At 67.6% G+C, this 16,952-nt stretch carries 11 protein-coding genes; 4 read left to right on the top strand and 7 right to left on the bottom strand.

Translation table 11 applies throughout. The features are described 5' to 3' along the window. Window positions 1–8: 8 nt before the first annotated feature. From CVV72_RS22275 to CVV72_RS22250, 6 genes are all read right to left on the bottom strand, one after another. Window positions 9–824, bottom strand: a complete 816-nt coding sequence (locus CVV72_RS22275; protein WP_219145646.1) for an ABC transporter ATP-binding protein — start codon at window positions 822–824, stop codon at window positions 9–11. A gap of 190 nt (window positions 825–1,014) precedes the next feature. Then, window positions 1,015–1,884, bottom strand: coding sequence for a metal ABC transporter permease (locus CVV72_RS22270; protein WP_219145645.1), 870 nt, complete (start codon window positions 1,882–1,884; stop codon window positions 1,015–1,017). Then, window positions 1,881–2,624: a metal ABC transporter ATP-binding protein gene (locus CVV72_RS22265; protein ID WP_219145644.1), complete on the bottom strand. Its 744-nt coding sequence runs from the start codon at window positions 2,622–2,624 to the stop codon at window positions 1,881–1,883. Before CVV72_RS22265 ends, CVV72_RS22270 begins: the two co-directional genes overlap by 4 nt. Further along, window positions 2,621–3,535 (bottom strand): metal ABC transporter substrate-binding protein, encoded by a 915-nt coding sequence (locus CVV72_RS22260; RefSeq protein WP_219145643.1) that lies wholly within the window; start codon window positions 3,533–3,535, stop codon window positions 2,621–2,623. Before CVV72_RS22260 ends, CVV72_RS22265 begins: the two co-directional genes overlap by 4 nt. Window positions 3,536–3,583: 48 nt before the next feature. Continuing rightward, window positions 3,584–5,683 (bottom strand): heterodisulfide reductase-related iron-sulfur binding cluster, encoded by a 2,100-nt coding sequence (locus CVV72_RS22255; protein WP_219145642.1) that lies wholly within the window; start codon window positions 5,681–5,683, stop codon window positions 3,584–3,586. Between the two features lie 23 nt (window positions 5,684–5,706). Next, window positions 5,707–6,144, bottom strand: a complete 438-nt coding sequence (locus tag CVV72_RS22250) for a hypothetical protein (RefSeq protein ID WP_034317868.1) — start codon at window positions 6,142–6,144, stop codon at window positions 5,707–5,709. A gap of 256 nt (window positions 6,145–6,400) precedes the next feature. On the opposite strand from CVV72_RS22250, the gene CVV72_RS22245 reads away from it, so the two are divergent. From CVV72_RS22245 to CVV72_RS22230, 4 genes are all read left to right on the top strand, one after another. Continuing rightward, complete coding sequence (locus CVV72_RS22245; protein WP_255632215.1) at window positions 6,401–7,006, top strand: hypothetical protein; 606 nt, start codon at window positions 6,401–6,403, stop codon at window positions 7,004–7,006. A gap of 17 nt (window positions 7,007–7,023) precedes the next feature. Beyond that, window positions 7,024–9,033 carry a flotillin family protein gene (locus CVV72_RS22240; RefSeq protein WP_219145641.1) on the top strand — a complete coding sequence of 670 codons (2,010 nt, stop codon included), beginning with the start codon at window positions 7,024–7,026 and terminating at the stop codon, window positions 9,031–9,033. After that, window positions 9,030–13,913 carry a DNA repair ATPase gene (locus CVV72_RS22235; RefSeq protein ID WP_219145640.1) on the top strand — a complete coding sequence of 1,628 codons (4,884 nt, stop codon included), beginning with the start codon at window positions 9,030–9,032 and terminating at the stop codon, window positions 13,911–13,913. Before CVV72_RS22240 ends, CVV72_RS22235 begins: the two co-directional genes overlap by 4 nt. A 465-nt stretch (window positions 13,914–14,378) precedes the next feature. Beyond that, window positions 14,379–15,575, top strand: a complete 1,197-nt coding sequence (locus tag CVV72_RS22230; RefSeq protein WP_370641967.1) for a DUF222 domain-containing protein — start codon at window positions 14,379–14,381, stop codon at window positions 15,573–15,575. A gap of 452 nt (window positions 15,576–16,027) precedes the next feature. Here CVV72_RS22230 and CVV72_RS22225 read toward each other — a convergent pair whose 3' ends face one another. Next, window positions 16,028–16,948: a helix-turn-helix domain-containing protein gene (locus CVV72_RS22225; protein ID WP_219154058.1), complete on the bottom strand. Its 921-nt coding sequence runs from the start codon at window positions 16,946–16,948 to the stop codon at window positions 16,028–16,030. Window positions 16,949–16,952: the final 4 nt, after the last annotated feature.

Genomic DNA, 16,952 nt, shown 5'->3' with positions numbered 1-16,952 from the left:
TGGATTTCTCAGGCGGGCCTGGGCGAATGCCGCCCGAGTGGCCTGCAGTGGATCGCGCCCGTCACCGGGTCGTTCGCGACGTGGACGGTGACGCCGTAGGCCTGGGAGAGGTGCTCGGTGGTGAGCACCTGCCCGATGTCACCCGTGGCCACGATGGTTCCCTCGCTCAGCAGCACGACCTCGTCGGCGATGATCGCCGCGTGGTCGAGGTCGTGCAGCACCACGCCGACCGCGACGCCTTCGTTGGCCAGATCGCGGACGACGTCGAGGATCTCGACCTGATAGCGCAGGTCGAGATGGTTGGTGGGCTCGTCGAGCAGCAGCACGGAGGTCTGCTGGGCGAGACAGGACGCGAGCCAGACACGCTGGAGTTCGCCGCCGGACAGTTCGTCGACGCCGCGCTCGGCCATCGGCGTCACGCCGGTCAGCTCCATCGCGCGGCGGATCGCGGTGGCGCCGTCGACATCGACCCCGCGCCAGCCCGAGCGGTACGGGTACCGGCCGTAGGAGACGACGTCGCGCACCGAAACGCCGCTCGGCGTGGGCCGGTGCTGGGTCAGCAACGTGACCCGCCGGGCGAACTCCTTGCCGGACAACGCGTTCCCGCCCCAGACGGCACGTTCCCCGAGGCGGACGCCGCCTTCGCGGGGCTTGTGCAGCCGCGCCAGCGAACGCAGGAGCGTCGACTTGCCGGAGCCGTTCGGCCCGACCAGCGCGGTCACCACGCCGGCGCGCAGCGACAAGGACACGCCGTCCACCACGGCCCGCTCTTGGTGCGCGAGCACCAGGTCATGGCCGGTGAGCAGCGCGTCTTCCGTAGACATGAGGGGAGCCTAACCTAAGGTCGGGCCGGTACCCATGTCACGAGAGACACAGCGCGTGGGGTGATCGCGCGGTTACCGGATGGACGACACGCGTGACTGGATGGACGACACGCGTGACCAGGCGGACGACACACCCGCGGCCGGACGCCGCCGCGTGTCGTCCGCCCAATCACGCGAGAACGCCGTCCGGTTACGCCGCCCGGGACAGCTCCCGCCTTCGCCTGGCCAGCCGCTTCCCGATGATCCCGTGCCGTGGCCCGAACAGGTACACCAGCGTGAACCCGGCGCCCTGCACCAGCACGATCATGCCGCCGGACGCGGTGTCGAGGTGATAGCTCAGGTACAGCCCGGTCACCGCCGCGAGGACCGAGAACGACGGCGCGATCACGAGCATGCGGCCGAAGCGGTCGGTCAGCAGGTACGCCGTCGCGCCGGGGATGATCAGCATCGCCACCACGAGGATCACGCCGACCACCTGCAGCGCCACCACCGCGGTCAGCGCGAGCAGCCCGAGCAACGCGGCGCCGAGCACGCGCGGGTTCAGCCCGATGGCGTGCGCGTGCGTGGGATCGAAGGCGTACAAGGTGAAATCGCGGCGTTTGAGCACCAGCAGGGTGAGCGTGATCGCGCCGAGGACGCCGATCTGGATCAGGTCCGAGGTGTCGACGCCGAGCAGGTTGCCGAAGATGATGTGGTTCAGGTCGGTCTGGCTCGGCGTCACCGAGATCAACACGAGCCCCAGCGCGAACAGCGTGGTGAACACGATCCCGATCGCGGCGTCCTCCTTGACGCGGCTGGTGTCGCGGACGACGCCGATCAGCGCCACGGCGAGGAAACCGAAGACGACGGCGCCCAGTGCGAACGGCGCGCCGAGAACGTAGGCGAGCACGACGCCGGGCAGCACGGCGTGCGAGACCGCGTCGCCCATGAGCGACCAGCCGATCAGCACCAGCCAGCAGGAGAGCACCGCGCAGACCGCCGACGCGATGACCGTGGACGCCAGCGCCCGCACCATGAAGTCGTAGCTCAGCGGTTCGAGGAACAGGTCGTACGGACTCACGCGAGTTCTTCTTCCCGTTGCAGGACGTCGAGTCCGAAGGCCAGCGCGAGATTTTCGGGCCGGAGCACCTCGCCGGGGGAGCCGTGCGCGAGCACCTTGCGCATCAGCAGGATCGCCTCGTCGGCAAGGCCGGGCAGCGCGTGCAGGTCGTGCGTGGAGATCAGGACCGCGGCGCCGTCGGCCGCGAGTTCCTTGAGCAACCGGGTGATCGTGGCTTCGGACCGCTTGTCCACGCCGGCGAACGGCTCGTCCAGTAACAGGACACGGGCACCTTGGGCGATGCCGCGCGCGACGAACGCGCGTTTGCGCTGTCCGCCGGACAACTGGCCGATCTGGCGTCCGGCGAGTTCGCTCAGCTCCACCCGCTCCAGCGCGTGGTCGACGGCTTCGTGGTCGGCGCGGCGCGGGCGCCGGGTGAAGCCGAGATGTCCGTAGCGGCCGGTCATCACGACGTCCCGCACGGACAGCGGGAACGACCAGTCGACGTCCTCGCTCTGCGGCACGTACCCGATCACGCCGGTCTTGCGGGCGCGGGCGGGAGTGCCGCCGTCGATCGACACCGTGCCGGTGTCCGGCCGGACCATGCCCATGATCGTCTTGAACAGCGTCGACTTGCCGGAACCGTTCATCCCGACCAGCCCGCAGACGTGCCCGTGTTCGAGCGTGACGTCGACACCGTCGAGCGCGAGGACGTCGCCGTAGTGGACGGTGACGCCTTCGACGCGGATCGCGGCCGTCACGGCTTCGCTCCGGTGAGCGCGGCGACGATCGTCTTCGAATCGTGGCGGATGAGGTCGAGGTAGGTCGGCACCGGGCCCTCGGGGCCGGACAGGGAATCGACGTACAGGACGCCGCCGAAAGCGGCACCGGTCGCGGAGACGACCTGCTGCATCGGGGCGTCGGAGACGGTCGACTCGCAGAACACCGCGGGGACCTTGTTCTGCTTGACGAATTCGATGGCGCGGGTGATCTGCTGCGGCGTTGCCTGCTGTTCGGCGTTGACCGCCCAGATGTACCGCTCGGTGAGGCCGGTGTCGCGCGCGAGATAGGAGAAGGCGCCTTCGCAGGTGACCAGCGCTCGCTCGTTCTGCGGCAGCCCGCTCAGCGCACCCGTCATCTCGTCCCGCACCTCCTTCAGTTTCGCCTTGTAGGCGTCGCCGTTCGTCTTGAACACGGCGGCGTCGCCGGAGGAGAGCTCGCTGAACGCCTTCACCATGTTGTCCACGTAGATACCCACATTCGTCGGAGACATCCACGCGTGCGGGTTCGGCTTTCCCTGATAGGCGTCTTCGCCGATGGCGATGGGCTGGACACCCTCGCTGACCACCTTGTGCGGCGCGTCGCTCTCCTTGACGAACCGGGCGAACCACGCCTCCAGGTTGAGTCCGTTGTCGAGGATCAGGTCGGCCTTCGCGGCCTTCTTGATGTCGTCCGGCGTGGGCTCGTAGCCGTGGATTTCGGCGCCGGGCTTGGTGATCGACTCGACCCGGAGCTTGTCGCCCGCGACGTTCGAGGCGATGTCCGCCAGGACCGTGAACGTGGTCAGCACGACGGGCCGCTTGTCGTCCCCGCCGTCGGCGGGACCGCCGCAAGCGGACAGGACGAGTGCGGACGCCGCCAGCGCGCACACGGTCTTGCGCAGATTCGCCATTCCGCGAGTTTAGAGTTCGGTGTGCCGAACTTCCAACTCTCGTGTGCCTTAAATCTCCGTCGTCGTCCGGTCCCGCTCCCGCACGGTCTCCAGTAGCAGCTGGGAGACATCACGCACGGTGACGTTCTCGCCACGCTTCTCGCTCTGTCGCTGGACGAGGCCGTCGTTCAGCATCACGCGGCAGAACGGGCAGCCGGTGACGATGGTTTCGGCGTCCGTGCCGAGGGCTTCGTCGACGCGCTCGAGGTTGATGCGCTTGCCGATCTGCTCTTCCATCCACATCCGCGCGCCGCCGGCACCGCAGCAGAGCGAGCGGTCGGCGTGCCGGGGCATCTCGCTGAGCGTGGCGCCCGTCGCGCCGACGAGTTCACGCGGCGGCTCGTAGACCTTGTTGTGGCGGCCGAGATAACACGGGTCGTGGTAGGTCACCGGGCCGGCGTCGACCGGTTTGACCGGCGTCAGCTTGCCCGCGCGGACGAGCCGGTTCAGCAGTTGCGTGTGGTGCAGGACCTCGTAATGCCCGTCCAGTTGCGGGTACTCGCGGCCGAGGGTGTTGAGACAGTGCGGGCAGGTGGTGACGATCTTGCGGGTGCCCGGCTCGCGGCCCTCGAACACCGCGTTCAGCGTCTCGACGGTCTGCTGCGCGAGCATCTGGAAGAGGAACTCGTTGCCGGAGCGGCGGGCCGGGTCGCCGGTGCACGACTCGTCGGTGCCGAGGATCGTGTACTTCACCCCGGCGAGATGCAGGAGTTCCGCGGTGGCGCGGACGGTCTTGCGGGCGTTGTCGTCGAAAGCGCCCGCGCAGCCGACCCAGTAGACGTACTCGACGTCGTCGGCTAGTTCGCCGTCGAAGATCGGCACCTCGAAGCCGAGGTCCTTCGTCCACGCGAGGCGATCGGAGTTGTTCTGGCCCCAGGGGTTGCCCTTGGTTTCCAGATTCTTGAACAGCACACCGAGTTCGCTCGGGAACGCCGACTCGATCATCACCTGATAGCGACGCATGTCCACGACGTGGTCGACGTGCTCGATGTCGACCGGGCACTGCTCGACGCAGGCGCCGCACGTGGTGCAGGACCAGAGGACGTCCGGATCGATGACGCCGAAGTCCTCCTTGGTGCCGACCAGAGGACGTTCTTCGGGCGCTTCCTTGCCGTCCAGGATGTAGGGCGCCTTCTCGAAGAGGTGGTCGCGCAGATCCATGATCAACAGCTTGGGGGACAGGGGTTTCCCGGTGTTCCACGCCGGGCACTGCGACTGGCAGCGGCCGCATTCGGTGCAGGTGGCGAAGTCGAGCATGCCCTTCCAGGTGAAGTCCTCGATCTTGCCGCGGCCGAACGTGTCGTCTTCGCCCGGATCCTCGAAGTCGATCGGCTTGCCGCCGGATTCCATCGGCAGCAAGGGGCCGAGCGCGTCGGGGAGTCGTTTGGCGGTGACGTTGACCGGCGCCAGGAAGATGTGGAGGTGCTTGGAGTAGAGCACGATCGACAGGAACGCCAGCATCACGCCGATGTGCAGCAACAGCCCGACGGTCTCCAGCGGCTCGGTGACCGACGGGCCCAGCGGCTCCAGGAGTTCGCCCACGCCAAGGGAAACCCACGCGCCGGACTCGTAGGGGAAGACACCGACCGCGGCTGACGCGCCTCGGAAGAGGAACATCGTCCAGATCACGTTGAAGATCATGAACAGGATCAGCCAGGCGCCGCCGGTGTGCGATCCGAAGAACCGCGACGCGCGGTCTTTCCGTTCGGGGGCCTGGCGGATCCGGATGACCGCGAAGACCGCGAGCGAGACCAGCACCGCGACCGCGATGAAGTCCTGAAGGAAGCCCAGTACCGCCCAGTGCCCGATGAGCGGGATGTGGAAGTCGTGATCGAACAGGGCGCCGTACGCCTCGACGTAGACGGACCCGAGGATCACGAAACCCCAGAACGTGAACAGATGCGCGAGCCCGGGGACGGACCACTTGAGCAGTTTGCGCTGCCCGAAGACCTCCGCCAGATGCGTTTTCGCGCGGACCGCCATGACGTCCGAGCGTTTCTCGTCCGGCTGGCCGGAGCGGATCAGTTTGTAGAGCCAGAAGGCGCGGCGGGCGGCGAAAGCGAGACCGGCGACGGTGATGAGCAGGCCGAGGATGAGACGAACGAGCACGAGTCCTCCGGGGGAGAATCGGCTCAGTGAGAGCCGGTGTAGTACCGGCACGCCTTGCAGGCGTACCGCATTTTGGCCACTCGCCACCGTTTTCGGTAGGCCTCGAGATGTCCCGGCCGTGGCGGATGCACGCCGAGCCTGCGGTGACGGCGGATCCGCCGTCCCGTTTCGAAGAGTTCGGTCGCCAGGCCGAGATAGGCGCGCCTGAGCGCGATACCCGGCTCCGCGGCGAGTGTGTCCCGGCAGAATCGGTGCAGCAGGGCGAGATCCGGGAGTCCCGGTGAGGTCACGCCGGGCAGGTGTTCGACGACGCCGAGGCCGGGATGCCCTGGCGGGACGGAGAATCTCGCCGGAAGTCCACAATGGACACAAGTGAGCGTGCAGCTCAGGCATCGGGTGACGTGGCGGATTCGCCGTTCGCGTCGATCCTCGTCGATCGTTTCGCGAACGTGCCACCCCATGGAGCCTCCCAAGACCGTGGTGTGTCCTGTGTCACTCTCAATACTGGAGAGTAGGGCCCGCCCCGGTGGTGCGACAGGTCCAACCGGATGGCTTGGGAGCCGCCGGTCGGCGTAACGCTCCGCTCGCAATTAGTCACCTGCTTGCGGGTGGGATCGGCGCAAGCAGGTGACTGATTGCGGGGCGCACCGTGACCCACTCGTAGCCGAAAACGGCCCGCCCGCCGTCACGCGCTGGTTATAGTCCTGACCCGGGGTAATGGGGGAGGGAACGACGGCGATGGGCGGGTTCGTCACCGCGGCTCTGGGGTTCCCGGCCGTGCTCTTCAGCTTCCTGCTGATCGTGGTGATCGGCTACTGGCTGCTGGCCCTGCTCGGTGCTGTCGACGTCGACGACTTCGACGGCGGCGACGGGCTCCTGGCGGGCTTCGGCGGGGTCCCGCTGTCCCTTTCGCTCTCTTTACTGATCGCATTCACCTGGTTCGCCAGCCTGGCAGGGACGGTTCTACTCGATGACCTGGAGCTTTCGACACCATCGAGGATCGGGCTCGGGATCGGCGTGCTCGTCGTCGCGCTCGTCCTCGGCACATTCGGGACGAGGGTGATCGTGGTGCCGCTTCGTCGAGTCTTCGGTCCCGCGAAGGAACCGAGCAGGAGAGATTTCGTCGGCAGGGCCGCGGTCATCCGCACCTCGTCGGTCACCCATGACTTCGGCCAGGCCGAAGTCGCCGCCGCCGACGGCTCCACGGCCATTGTGGACGTTCGTCAGGCAGGCGAAGGCAACCTCACGGCGGGCAGCCGCGTAGTTCTCTATGACTACGACCCCGAACGCGAGTTCTTCTGGGTCGAGTCCTTGGACATCTGAAGCAGAAAAGGAACACTATGGGTGCCATCAGCGTGGGGGCCGGCGTACTGATCGCCGTGATAGTTGTCATCCTCCTGGTCTTGCTCTTCACGATCACCAGGTTGTTCAAGAAGGTGCCGCAGGGCAAGGCGCTGATCATCTCGAAGGTCCGCCGCGTCGACGTGACGTTCACCGGCGCGATCGTCCTGCCCGTGCTGCACAAGGCCGAGATCATGGACACCTCGGTCAAGGCCATGGAGATCACCCGGACCGGCCGGGAGGGCCTGATCTGCCGGGACAACATCCGCGCCGACATCCGGATCTCGTTCTTCGTGCGGGTCAACAAGACCGTCGAGGACGTCATCAAGGTCGCGCAGGCCATCGGCACCGAACGCGCCAGCGACGAGGCGACCCTGCAGGAGCTGTTCAACGCCAAGTTCTCCGAGGCGTTGAAAACCGTCGGCAAGCAGCTGGACTTCGTGGACCTCTACACCAAACGCCACGAATTCCGCGACCAGATCATCCGCGTCATCGGCACCGATCTCAACGGGTACAGCCTGGAGGACGCGGCCATCGACTACCTCGAGCAGACGCCGATGGCGCAGCTCGACTCGGCGAACATCCTCGACGCGCAGGGTATCCGCAAGATCACCGAGCTGACCGCGATCGAGCACGTGCGCACCAACGAGTTCCGCCGCAGCGAGGAAAAAGAGATCACCCGCCAGAACGTGGACGCCCGCGAGGCGATCCTGGAACTGGAGCGGCGGCAGGCCGACGCGGAGATCAAGCAGAACCGCGAGGTCGAGACCATGCGGGCGCGTGAAGAGGCCGAGATCGCGAAGGTGCAGGCGGAGGAACGGCTCAAGTCGCAGGCCGCGCAGCTGCGCACGGACGAGCAGCTCGGCATCCAGCACCAGAACCAGCAGCGTGAGATCGAGGTCGCGGGCAAGAACCGTGAGCGCGTGATCGCCATCGAGAGCGAGCGCATCGAGAAGGACCGGCTGCTCGAGGTCATCGGCCGCGAACGCGAGACCGAGTTGTCCCGAATCGCCAAGGACAAGGAAGTCGAGACCGAGAAGCGGTCCATCGCCGAGGTGATCCGCGAGCGGATCGCCGTCGAGAAGACCGTGGCCGAGCAGGAAGAGAACATCAAGAAGCTCCGCGTCGTCGAAGAGGCGGAGCGCCAGCGCTCGGCGATCATCATCCGGGCCGAGGCGGAGGCGCAGGAAAACCTCGTCAAGGACATCAAGGCCGCGGAAGCCGCCGAGGCCGCGTCGAAGCACAAGGCCCGCGAGGAGCTGACGCTGGCCGAGGCGCGCCAGCAGGCCGCCGAGCTGGACACCCGGGCCAAGATCCGGCTGGCCGAAGGCATCCAGGCCGAGGAGGCCGCCATCGGGCTGGCCGCGGCGCAGGTCAAGGAACGCGACGCCGACGCGCTGGAGAAGGTCGGCCGCGCCGAGGCGATCGTCGAACGCGAGAAGGCGATCGTGCTCGCCGACGGGATGCGCGACAAGCTCAAGGGCGAGGCCGAAGGTCTCACCGAGAAGGCCGCCGCGATGGCCGCGCTCGACACCGCCAGCCGTCAGCACGAGGAGTACCGCCTGCGCCTGGAGGCCGAGAAGGAGATCCGGCTCGCCGCGCTCACCGTGCAGCGCGAGGTCGCCGAGGCGCAGGCCACGGTCCTCGGCATCGGGCTGGAGAAGGCCGACATCGACATCGTCGGCGGCGAGACGATGTTCTTCGAGAAGGTGATCGGCTCGATCGGGCTCGGCAAGAGCGTGGACGGCTTCGTCGAGCACTCGGACGTCGTCCAGACGCTCGGGAAGTCGTGGCTCGACGGTTCGGGCAGCTTCACCGAAGACCTGACGAAACTGGTCGGCTCGGTGAGCACGGAGGACGTGAAGAACCTGACGCTGTCGGCCTTCCTGGCCAAGCAGTTGCAGGCGGGCGGCCCGGACAGCGACAAGCTGCGTGAGCTGCTGTCGATGGCGCAGCGGCTCGGCCTCGCCGAGACCTCTGTCGCCACCCTCGCCCCCGCGAAGCAGTGACGACGACCGAACCGGCGGCAGGAACGGAGCAGCTGGACGCGGGCACCTACGAGGTGCTCCGCGCCCGGCTCGCCGCACAGGCCGCCGAACTGGCGAAACGCGCGGACGAGCTCAACAAGGCGCGGCTCGGGGTCTTCGGCAGCGCGCAGCTCGCGCTGATCGGCACGGAACGGATCCGCACCGCGAACAACTGCGTGCCGCGGGACGTCGTGTCGGTCGGCGGGCGGATGCTGTTCGGCTACAACGTCTTCATCGGTCTCAAACCGGAGACGACGGTCGACGACGTCTTCTCGCTGCATGGCTTCAGTCATGACGAAGAGGCTTTCCGCTTCGACGACGTGCCTGCCGAAGAGCTGCCGGAGCTGCTGCGCGACGAGCAGTTCGTCCGCGACTTCGCCGAGCTGTACCGGTACTACCGGCAGGCGAAGCTGCTGCAGCTGCGGCGGGTCGAGGGCAAACTGCTCGCGGTGTTCCAGATCGGTCCGCGGACCGAGGACATCCGCGTGCTGCGCTGGGGCATCGCCGCCGATGGCTCGGTGTCCTATGTGGACAGCCGAGGCGAACGGGACCACGTCTTCCCGCCGTCGCACGACTTCGAGTGGATCGAGACGAGCCGCGAACAGCATGTTCTCGGGCGGCATCCGCATATCTCGATCGAGGACGAGGTGTTCGTCGAGACCGTCGGCGGCAACCTGACGATCAAGGTCGAGAACAACACCGAAACCGGTGAGGGCGTCTACGCCGAGGCGGTCGACGAGCCGCTGCAAAGCCTCGCCGACGCCGAGGTCTCCTACGCCAGGATCGGCCCGCTGATCCTGCTGCGGGTGCTGCCGTACAAGGAGACCGTGTACCGGTACCTGGTGTTCAACACCCGCACGCGCGCCGTCGTGCGCCTCGACGGGATCGGGCAGGCGTGCCAGCGGCTGCCCGAGGACCACGGGATCATCTTCCCCGGCGGCTACTATCTCGACACGGGTGTCAGCAAGACGTTCGACACCACCGTGGACGGTCTCGAATTCGAGCGGGTGATCCGCTCGCCGAACGGCGAGGACGTGCTCTACGTCTTCCACGCGCGGACCGACGGACGCTCGCTTCTCCTGCCGTACAACGTGATCCGCAAGGAGGTCTCGAACCCGATCCCGTGCCACGGGTACTCGCTGTTCGACGACGGCACGATGGTGCTTTTCCGCGCGCTGTCGGACGAGCCGAGCCGGGTGCACCCGATGCAGGTGTGGCGGACGCCGTTCCAGTCCGACACGTATGCCGCGTCGCAGCCCGCCGGGACCGGGCCGCTGGAGCGGGTCGGCAACGCCGATCTGGTCCGCGGGATCTCCGACTGTCTCTCGATCGGCCGGATGGTCGGCGAGATGGCGCCGTCGGCGGCGGTGTTCGAAGCTCTGATCGCCGCGTGCGCCCGGGTCTTCGACCACTACCACTGGCTCGGCGAGGCCGAACTCGGAGATCTGCGGTCGCCGCTGTCGGACGTCCGGGTCACCGCGGAACAGGTGCTCGACGAGTTCGAGACGGTCACCGCGCTCACCTCGCAGGCGGCCGAGGCCGTCGAGGAAGCCGCCGCGGAAACCGCCTCGCTCGTGCGGAAGGTACGGGGCGAGGCGCTGAACGCGGCCGACGCGTGGGTGCGCAGGCTCGCCGAAATGCACCGTGCGCGAGGGCATCTCGTCACCGTGCGGGAACTGCGCTATGTCGACACCGACCGCGTCGACAAGCTGATCGCCGACCTCGACGGAAACTTCAGCGAAGCCGCTCAGCGCGCCGTCCGGTTCTTGCAGGGCGAGGACGCGTTCACGAGCTACCACGCCGAGGTCGACGGGCTGATCGAGGCCGCGGGCTCGATCTCCACGGTCGCCGAAGCCGTCCCGGTCGCCGAACAGCTGGACGAGCAGTCCGGCGGACTCGAAGTCCTCACCGACGTGGTCGGCGGCCTGGACATCGCGGACGCCGTGGTGCGGACGAAGATCCTCGAACGCGTCGGCGAGGTCATCGGCGCGGTCAACCGGGCACGGGCGACCCTCGAAGCGCGTCGCAAGGAACTGCTGGAGACCGAGGGCCGGGCGGAGTTCGCCGCCGAGTTCGCGCTGCTCGCGCAGGCGATCACCGGCGGGCTCGCGGTCGCGGACACTCCCGACCGGTGTGACGAGCAGCTCGGCAGATTGCTGCTGCAGCTGGAGAACCTCGAATCGCGGTTCGGCGAGTTCGACGACTTCCTCGCATCGCTCGGCGAGAAGCGCACCGACGTCTACGAGGCGTTTTCCTCGCGCAAGCAGGCACTGCTCGACGAGCGGGCGCGTCGCGCGGATCGGCTGGTCGACTCGGCCGAGCGGATCCTCTCGAGCGTCACCAGGCGGGTCGGCACGCTCGGTTCGGTCGATGAGATCAACACCTACTTCGCCTCCGATCCGATGGTCGCGAAGCTGCGCAGCGTCGTCGCCGAACTGCGGGACCTCGGCGACCAGGTGCGCGCCGAAGAACTGGAAGGCCGGGTCAAGGCCGCCCGGCAGGAGGCAGGCCGCGCACTGCGTGACCGGCTCGACCTCTACGGCGAGGGCGGCGAGACGATCCGCCTCGGCCGCAACACCTTCGCGGTCAACACGCAGGACATCGACCTCACCCTGGTGCCGCACGACGGCGGGATGAAGTTCGCGATCACCGGGACCGACTACCGCTCGCCCGTACGGGATTCCTCCTTCGAGGCGACGCGGCCGTACTGGGATCAGCTGCTGGTCTCGGAGTCGCCCGAGGTCTACCGTGCCGAGTACCTGGCGACGTCGATTCTGGCCGAACAGCCGGAGCTGCCGGAAGCCGATCTGCTGGACGTCGTCCGGCGCGTGGCGGGGGACCGCTACGACGAGGGTTACGCGCGGGGTGTGCACGACCACGACGCCGCCGCGATCCTGTCGGTGTTGTTGCGCCTGCGGTCCGGGGCCGGGCTTCTGCGTTATCCGCCCGCCGCCAGGGCTTCCGCTCAGCTGTTCTGGGCCTTCGGTGCCGCCGAGGCGGCGAAGGCCGCGTGGACGACGCGCTCCGCTTCGCTCGCGCGGGTGCGGGAGGCGTTCGGGCACACGACGGCGATCGACTCGCTGGCGCGGGAACTCACCGAGGCGATGTCGGCTTTCGCCACGTCGTCCGGCTTGACGCTGGACCTCGAACTCGCCGGCGAGTACCTGTTCGAGGAACTGGCCGACGCGTCGCCGGGTTTCGTCACCAGTGCCGGCGCGCGGACCTTGCTCGACAAGTTCCGGCTCGACCGCCGGAGCTTCGCCGAAGACCTGCGCGCCCTCGAAGATCTCGCGGACCGTCATCAGCTCGCCGAGGCCTGGCTTCGGTCCTTTGTGGATTCGACCGGTCTGCCTGACGACGAGCTGGCGGAGGCCGTCGCGATCGAACTGGCAGACCTGCCCCGCTACGATTCCTCGGCGGAACTTTCGGCCACTGTGGACGGTCTGCTCGGCTCACATCCGCGGATCGTCAACCGCTCCCTGACCCTGCGGCTCGACGAGACGCTGGCCAGGACGCTGCGGTTCCGGCGTGACCGGGTGCCGGGTTTCCGGGCGTACCAACGGCTGCGCAACGATCTCGTGGCGGCCGAACGGGACAGGCTGCGGCTGAGCGAGTACAAGCCGAAGGTGATGAGCGCATTCGTGCGCAACAGGCTCCTCGACGAGGTCTACTTGCCGCTGATCGGCGACAACCTCGCCAAACAACTCGGCGCCACCGGCGACGCGCGGCGCACCGACCAATCCGGTCTGCTGCTGCTCATTTCGCCGCCCGGCTACGGCAAGACGACGCTCATGGAGTACGTCGCGAGCCGCCTCGGGCTGGTGTTCGTGAAGGTGAACGGGCCGGCGCTCGGGCACGAGGTCACGTCGGTGGATCCGGCGGACGCGCCCAACGCGACGGCGCGGCAAGAGGTCGAGAAGATCTCGTTCGCGTTGGAGCAGGGCAACAATGTGCTGTTGTATCTGGACGACATCCAGCACACCTCGCCGGAACTGCTGCAGAAGTTCATCTCGCTGTGCGACGCGCAGCGGCGGATGGAAGGCGTCTGGGAAGGCCGGACGCGGACCTACGACCTGCGGGGCAAGCGGTTCGCGGTCTGCATGGCGGGCAACCCCTACACCGAGCAGGGCAAGCGTTTCCGGATCCCGGACATGCTCGCGAACCGTGCGGACGTGTGGAACCTCGGCGATGTGCTGTCGGGCAAGGAAGAGCTGTTCGCGCTGAGCTACATCGAGAACTCGCTCACCGCGAACACCGTCCTGGCACCGCTGGTCTCCCGCGAACGGTCCGATGTGGACGTTCTCGTGCGGCTGGCCCGCGGTGACGGTTCGGTGCGGGCGGATCAGCTGAAGCACGCGTACTCGGCGACCGAACTGGAACAGATCCTCGCCGTACTGCGGAAACTGATCAAGGTGCAGCAGATCGTCCTGAGGAACAACCAGGCGTACATCGCTTCCGCCGCGCAGGCGGACTCGTCCCGGGTCGAACCGCCGTTCCAGCTACAGGGCTCGTACCGGAACATGAACAAGCTCGCCGGCCGGATCGTGCCCGCGATGAACGACGCCGAACTGGAAGCGCTGATCGACGACCACTACGCCGGCGAAGCACAGACACTCACCTCGGGCGCCGAAGCGAACCTGCTGAAACTGGCCGAACTCCGCGGACGGCTGAGTTCGTCGGACGCGAAGCGATGGGCGGACGTGAAGGCGGCTTACCTGCGCGCGCAAGCGCTGGGCGGGGACGACGAGGACCCGATGAGTCGCGCGGTAGGCGCGATGGGCCTGCTGGCCGACCGGGTCGGCGCGGTCGAGGCGGCTATCGAGCGCGCTTCGGAGCGGATGGTCGTGCGGGACGTGATGTAGGGCTTCCCGGTGGATGGGCTCGGTTGTTTCTCGGCGGGTTCTTGCTGGGCGTTCGGGTGGCAGGTTCTGTCGGCGGTCTGCCTTTGTCGCCGGAAATCGGCTACGTGATCCGGTGGCTACTCAGTGCCGGAAACCGGCGACGGACGCCCGGTGGTGCCTATCGGCAGGTCTCGGCTGAGACCTTGTTGCCGGAAGTCGGCGACGCAGCACGGATTCCTCGTTGTCGTAGGTCGGGGATGCCGGACTGTGGTCGTAATAGGTGGTGTACGTCGAGTTCTCATTGTCCGGAAGCCAGCGATGCTGCATGGTGGCTGAAGTCGGTGGTCTGCCTTTCGTTGTCGAAAATCGGCGATCCCGCCCCTCGTCGTGAAGCCGGAAACTGTCGGTGGCCGGTCGTATGGTCGTGGGGTGGACACACATTCCGCGCCTGTGGCGCTACTGGAAAAACTCACTGAACCCGAGGTGCTGGAAGCGGTGAATGCTTCGGTCACTTCGTTGGACGACAAGGATTCCGTCGCTGTCGCGCAAGCGGCGTCGGCATGGATCGCGCGGCTGGAAGCGGTCCGGTTCCGGGCGCTGGCACAGCTAAACCGGCATCGCGACGGGGCGCGGAGCGTCACGCAGGAAGTCGCCTTCGCGCTGTCTCTTGTGGACAATCATGCCGGTGCGATGGTCGCCGCTGCCGACGCGTTGACCGCCCGCCTGCCCCGCACTCTGTCCCTGATGGACCAAGGAGAAGTGAGTGGCTTCGGCGCGATGAAGGTCGCCGCGGCCACCGCGTGGCTGTCGGACGAGGACGCCCGTACCGTCGATGCGCTCCTGGAGGAGCGGTTACCGGGCAGGAACCCTGACCAGATCCGGAAAGCAGCGAACCACGCGGCGACCACCGTCGACCGCGAGGGCGCCGAAGCGCGGGCCGAACGCCATCGCGAAGGCCGTCGCCTGACCTTGCGGCAGGGCGAAACGGGAGTGGCGTCGATCGAGGTCGAAGACGGACCGGTCGAGAAAGTCACCGCCGCCTACCGGCGCATCGATCGGGAAGCACGGGCGCTCAAGACCGGGGAAGAGAACCGCACCCTGGAGCAGCTACGCGCCGACGTCGCGCTCGACCTCCTGCTCGGCGGCCAAGGCGGCACCGGTGAACGCACCGAAGTGTTCCTGTACATGGATCTGTTCACCTACCTTGGCCTCAACGACGACCCGGCGGAGATGGCCGGACACGGCACAGTCCCCGCCGGACTCGCCCGGCACATCGCCACCGGCCCGAACACCGTGCTGCGCCGCATCATCACGGACCCGCTCTCCGGCCAGGTACTCGATCTCGGGCGGGGCCGGTATCGACCCACCGCTGGTTTGGACGAGTTCGTCCGGGTCCGGGACCGCGAGTGCCGAAGACCCGGATGTCACCGTCCCGCGCAAGCATGCGACATCGATCATTCCGTGCCCTGGCAGCACGGCGGCCATACCAATGTCGACGAACTGATCGATCTCTGCCGACGTGACCACCGCCTCAAAGACGAACCCGGCTGGACCTACCACCTCGCCACCGACGGCACCCTCACCATCACCACCCCCACCGGACAGAGCTACGACAGCTCACCCCCGCAGCTTCACCTACCCCGCCCAAGGACTCCGCTCGCCGACGAATCGCCACCGTTCTGAGACTCATTGCCGGGAATCGGCGACAGGCGGCTTTTGTGCGGAGGGCTCGACTTTCACTTTCAAGGACGCTCACGGCAAGTCTTGCTGTTAGAACCGCGTCGCCGGAAAGCGGCGACGGGCGGCCTGTTTGGAGGCCTCGGCTTTGGTCCTTCGGGGCTGTCGCCGACAAGTCGCGCCGTTAGACCGGCATTGCCGGAAAGCGACAGGCACCGCGTGCGCAGGGGGCTCCGCGTTGGCCCTTCGAGGTCCGCCGCTGGCAAGTCTCGCCATTGGAGGCGTTGCCGGAAAGCGACGGGCACCGCGTGCGCAGGGATCCGCTTCGGCCCCTTCAAAAGCCGCTGCCAAGACTCGCCATTAGGCCAGCGTCGCCGAAAGCGGCAATAGGCGGCGAGTCCGCAAGACTCCGCTCAAACCGGGCACAGCCATCGCCTACCCGAGCCACCCGGGACCACTCAAGACCTCAAAGCAGCCACCTGTGCACCCGTGAGCCGTTCCACCAACGGAACCGCCCGATACTCCCCGGCGCGACAATCCACCCGCACCGGCCCGGCGATGTGCGGATGCTCTTCCGCCACCCGCAAGGCGGCCGAAACCCGATCGGACGACCAGTCCAGCGCGGACGCGAGCGCCGGAAGTGAGAGGCCTCGGCCGGCGTGGAGGAGTGCGGTGAGCACGGTCAGCGCGTCACCGGCGAAGACTGCGACGCGGTCGTCGTGCATGACTTCGTTGATGCGCGCGTGGAATCGGGAGAGGTCGTCCAAGCGGGCGCCGGCGGGGGTCGCGACACCGAGGACGTCGGCGCCCTGGCGGGAGATCTTGATCCATTCTTGGTTCGAGCGGACGCTTTCGGCCCAGACGCGCTGGGGCATTTCCTCGTCGATGACATACTGCTCCCGGCGGCCGTCCCGGTCTCGCTTGAGCATCGCCTGCGCTTCGAGGTAGGCGACGGCGTTCGAGATCGAGGCCGGGCTGACCTGGAGCCGCCGGGCGAGTTCGGCGGCGGTGAGCACGCCATCGTCGCTGACGGCCAGGCAGGCGAGGACCCGAGCGGTCATCCGGGGCAGTCCGGTCGCCACGATCATCTCGGCGAAGTCGGTTTCGAAGGCGCGTACGGCTTCCGGGTCCCGGCCGTAGCCGTTCTCTACGACGGGGGCGGCACGCTGCTGCGGTTTGCGGCGCCGCGCGCGTTCGCCGGTGACGCGGTTCGCTTCTTCGGCGCGGTAGCCGGACCGGCCGCTGTTGCGCGCGACCTCGCGGCTGATCGTCGACGTCGGCCGCCCGAGCCGCCGGGCGATCTCGGCGTAACCGAGACCGTCCTTGAGCCAGGACGCGATCAGCCGGCGGTCCTCCTGGGTCAGCCTGCCGCCCGGCATGGGC

The sequence above is a fragment of the Amycolatopsis sp. TNS106 genome (assembly GCF_019330265.1).
GTDB lineage: Bacteria > Actinomycetota > Actinomycetes > Mycobacteriales > Pseudonocardiaceae > Amycolatopsis > Amycolatopsis lurida.
Note: the sequence above shows the minus strand (reverse complement) of the source record. Positions and strands in the feature narration are given on the sequence as shown.

Coding starts and splice junctions, on each gene's coding strand:
- CVV72_RS22275 (WP_219145646.1), bottom strand. CDS start 824: ATGTCTACGGAAGACGCGCTGCTCACCGGCCATGACCTGGTGCTCGCG.
- CVV72_RS22260 (WP_219145643.1), bottom strand. CDS start 3,535: ATGGCGAATCTGCGCAAGACCGTGTGCGCGCTGGCGGCGTCCGCACTC.
- CVV72_RS22250 (WP_034317868.1), bottom strand. CDS start 6,144: ATGGGGTGGCACGTTCGCGAAACGATCGACGAGGATCGACGCGAACGG.
- CVV72_RS22245 (WP_255632215.1), top strand. CDS start 6,401: ATGGGGGAGGGAACGACGGCGATGGGCGGGTTCGTCACCGCGGCTCTG.
- CVV72_RS22240 (WP_219145641.1), top strand. CDS start 7,024: ATGGGTGCCATCAGCGTGGGGGCCGGCGTACTGATCGCCGTGATAGTT.
- CVV72_RS22225 (WP_219154058.1), bottom strand. CDS start 16,948: ATGCCGGGCGGCAGGCTGACCCAGGAGGACCGCCGGCTGATCGCGTCC.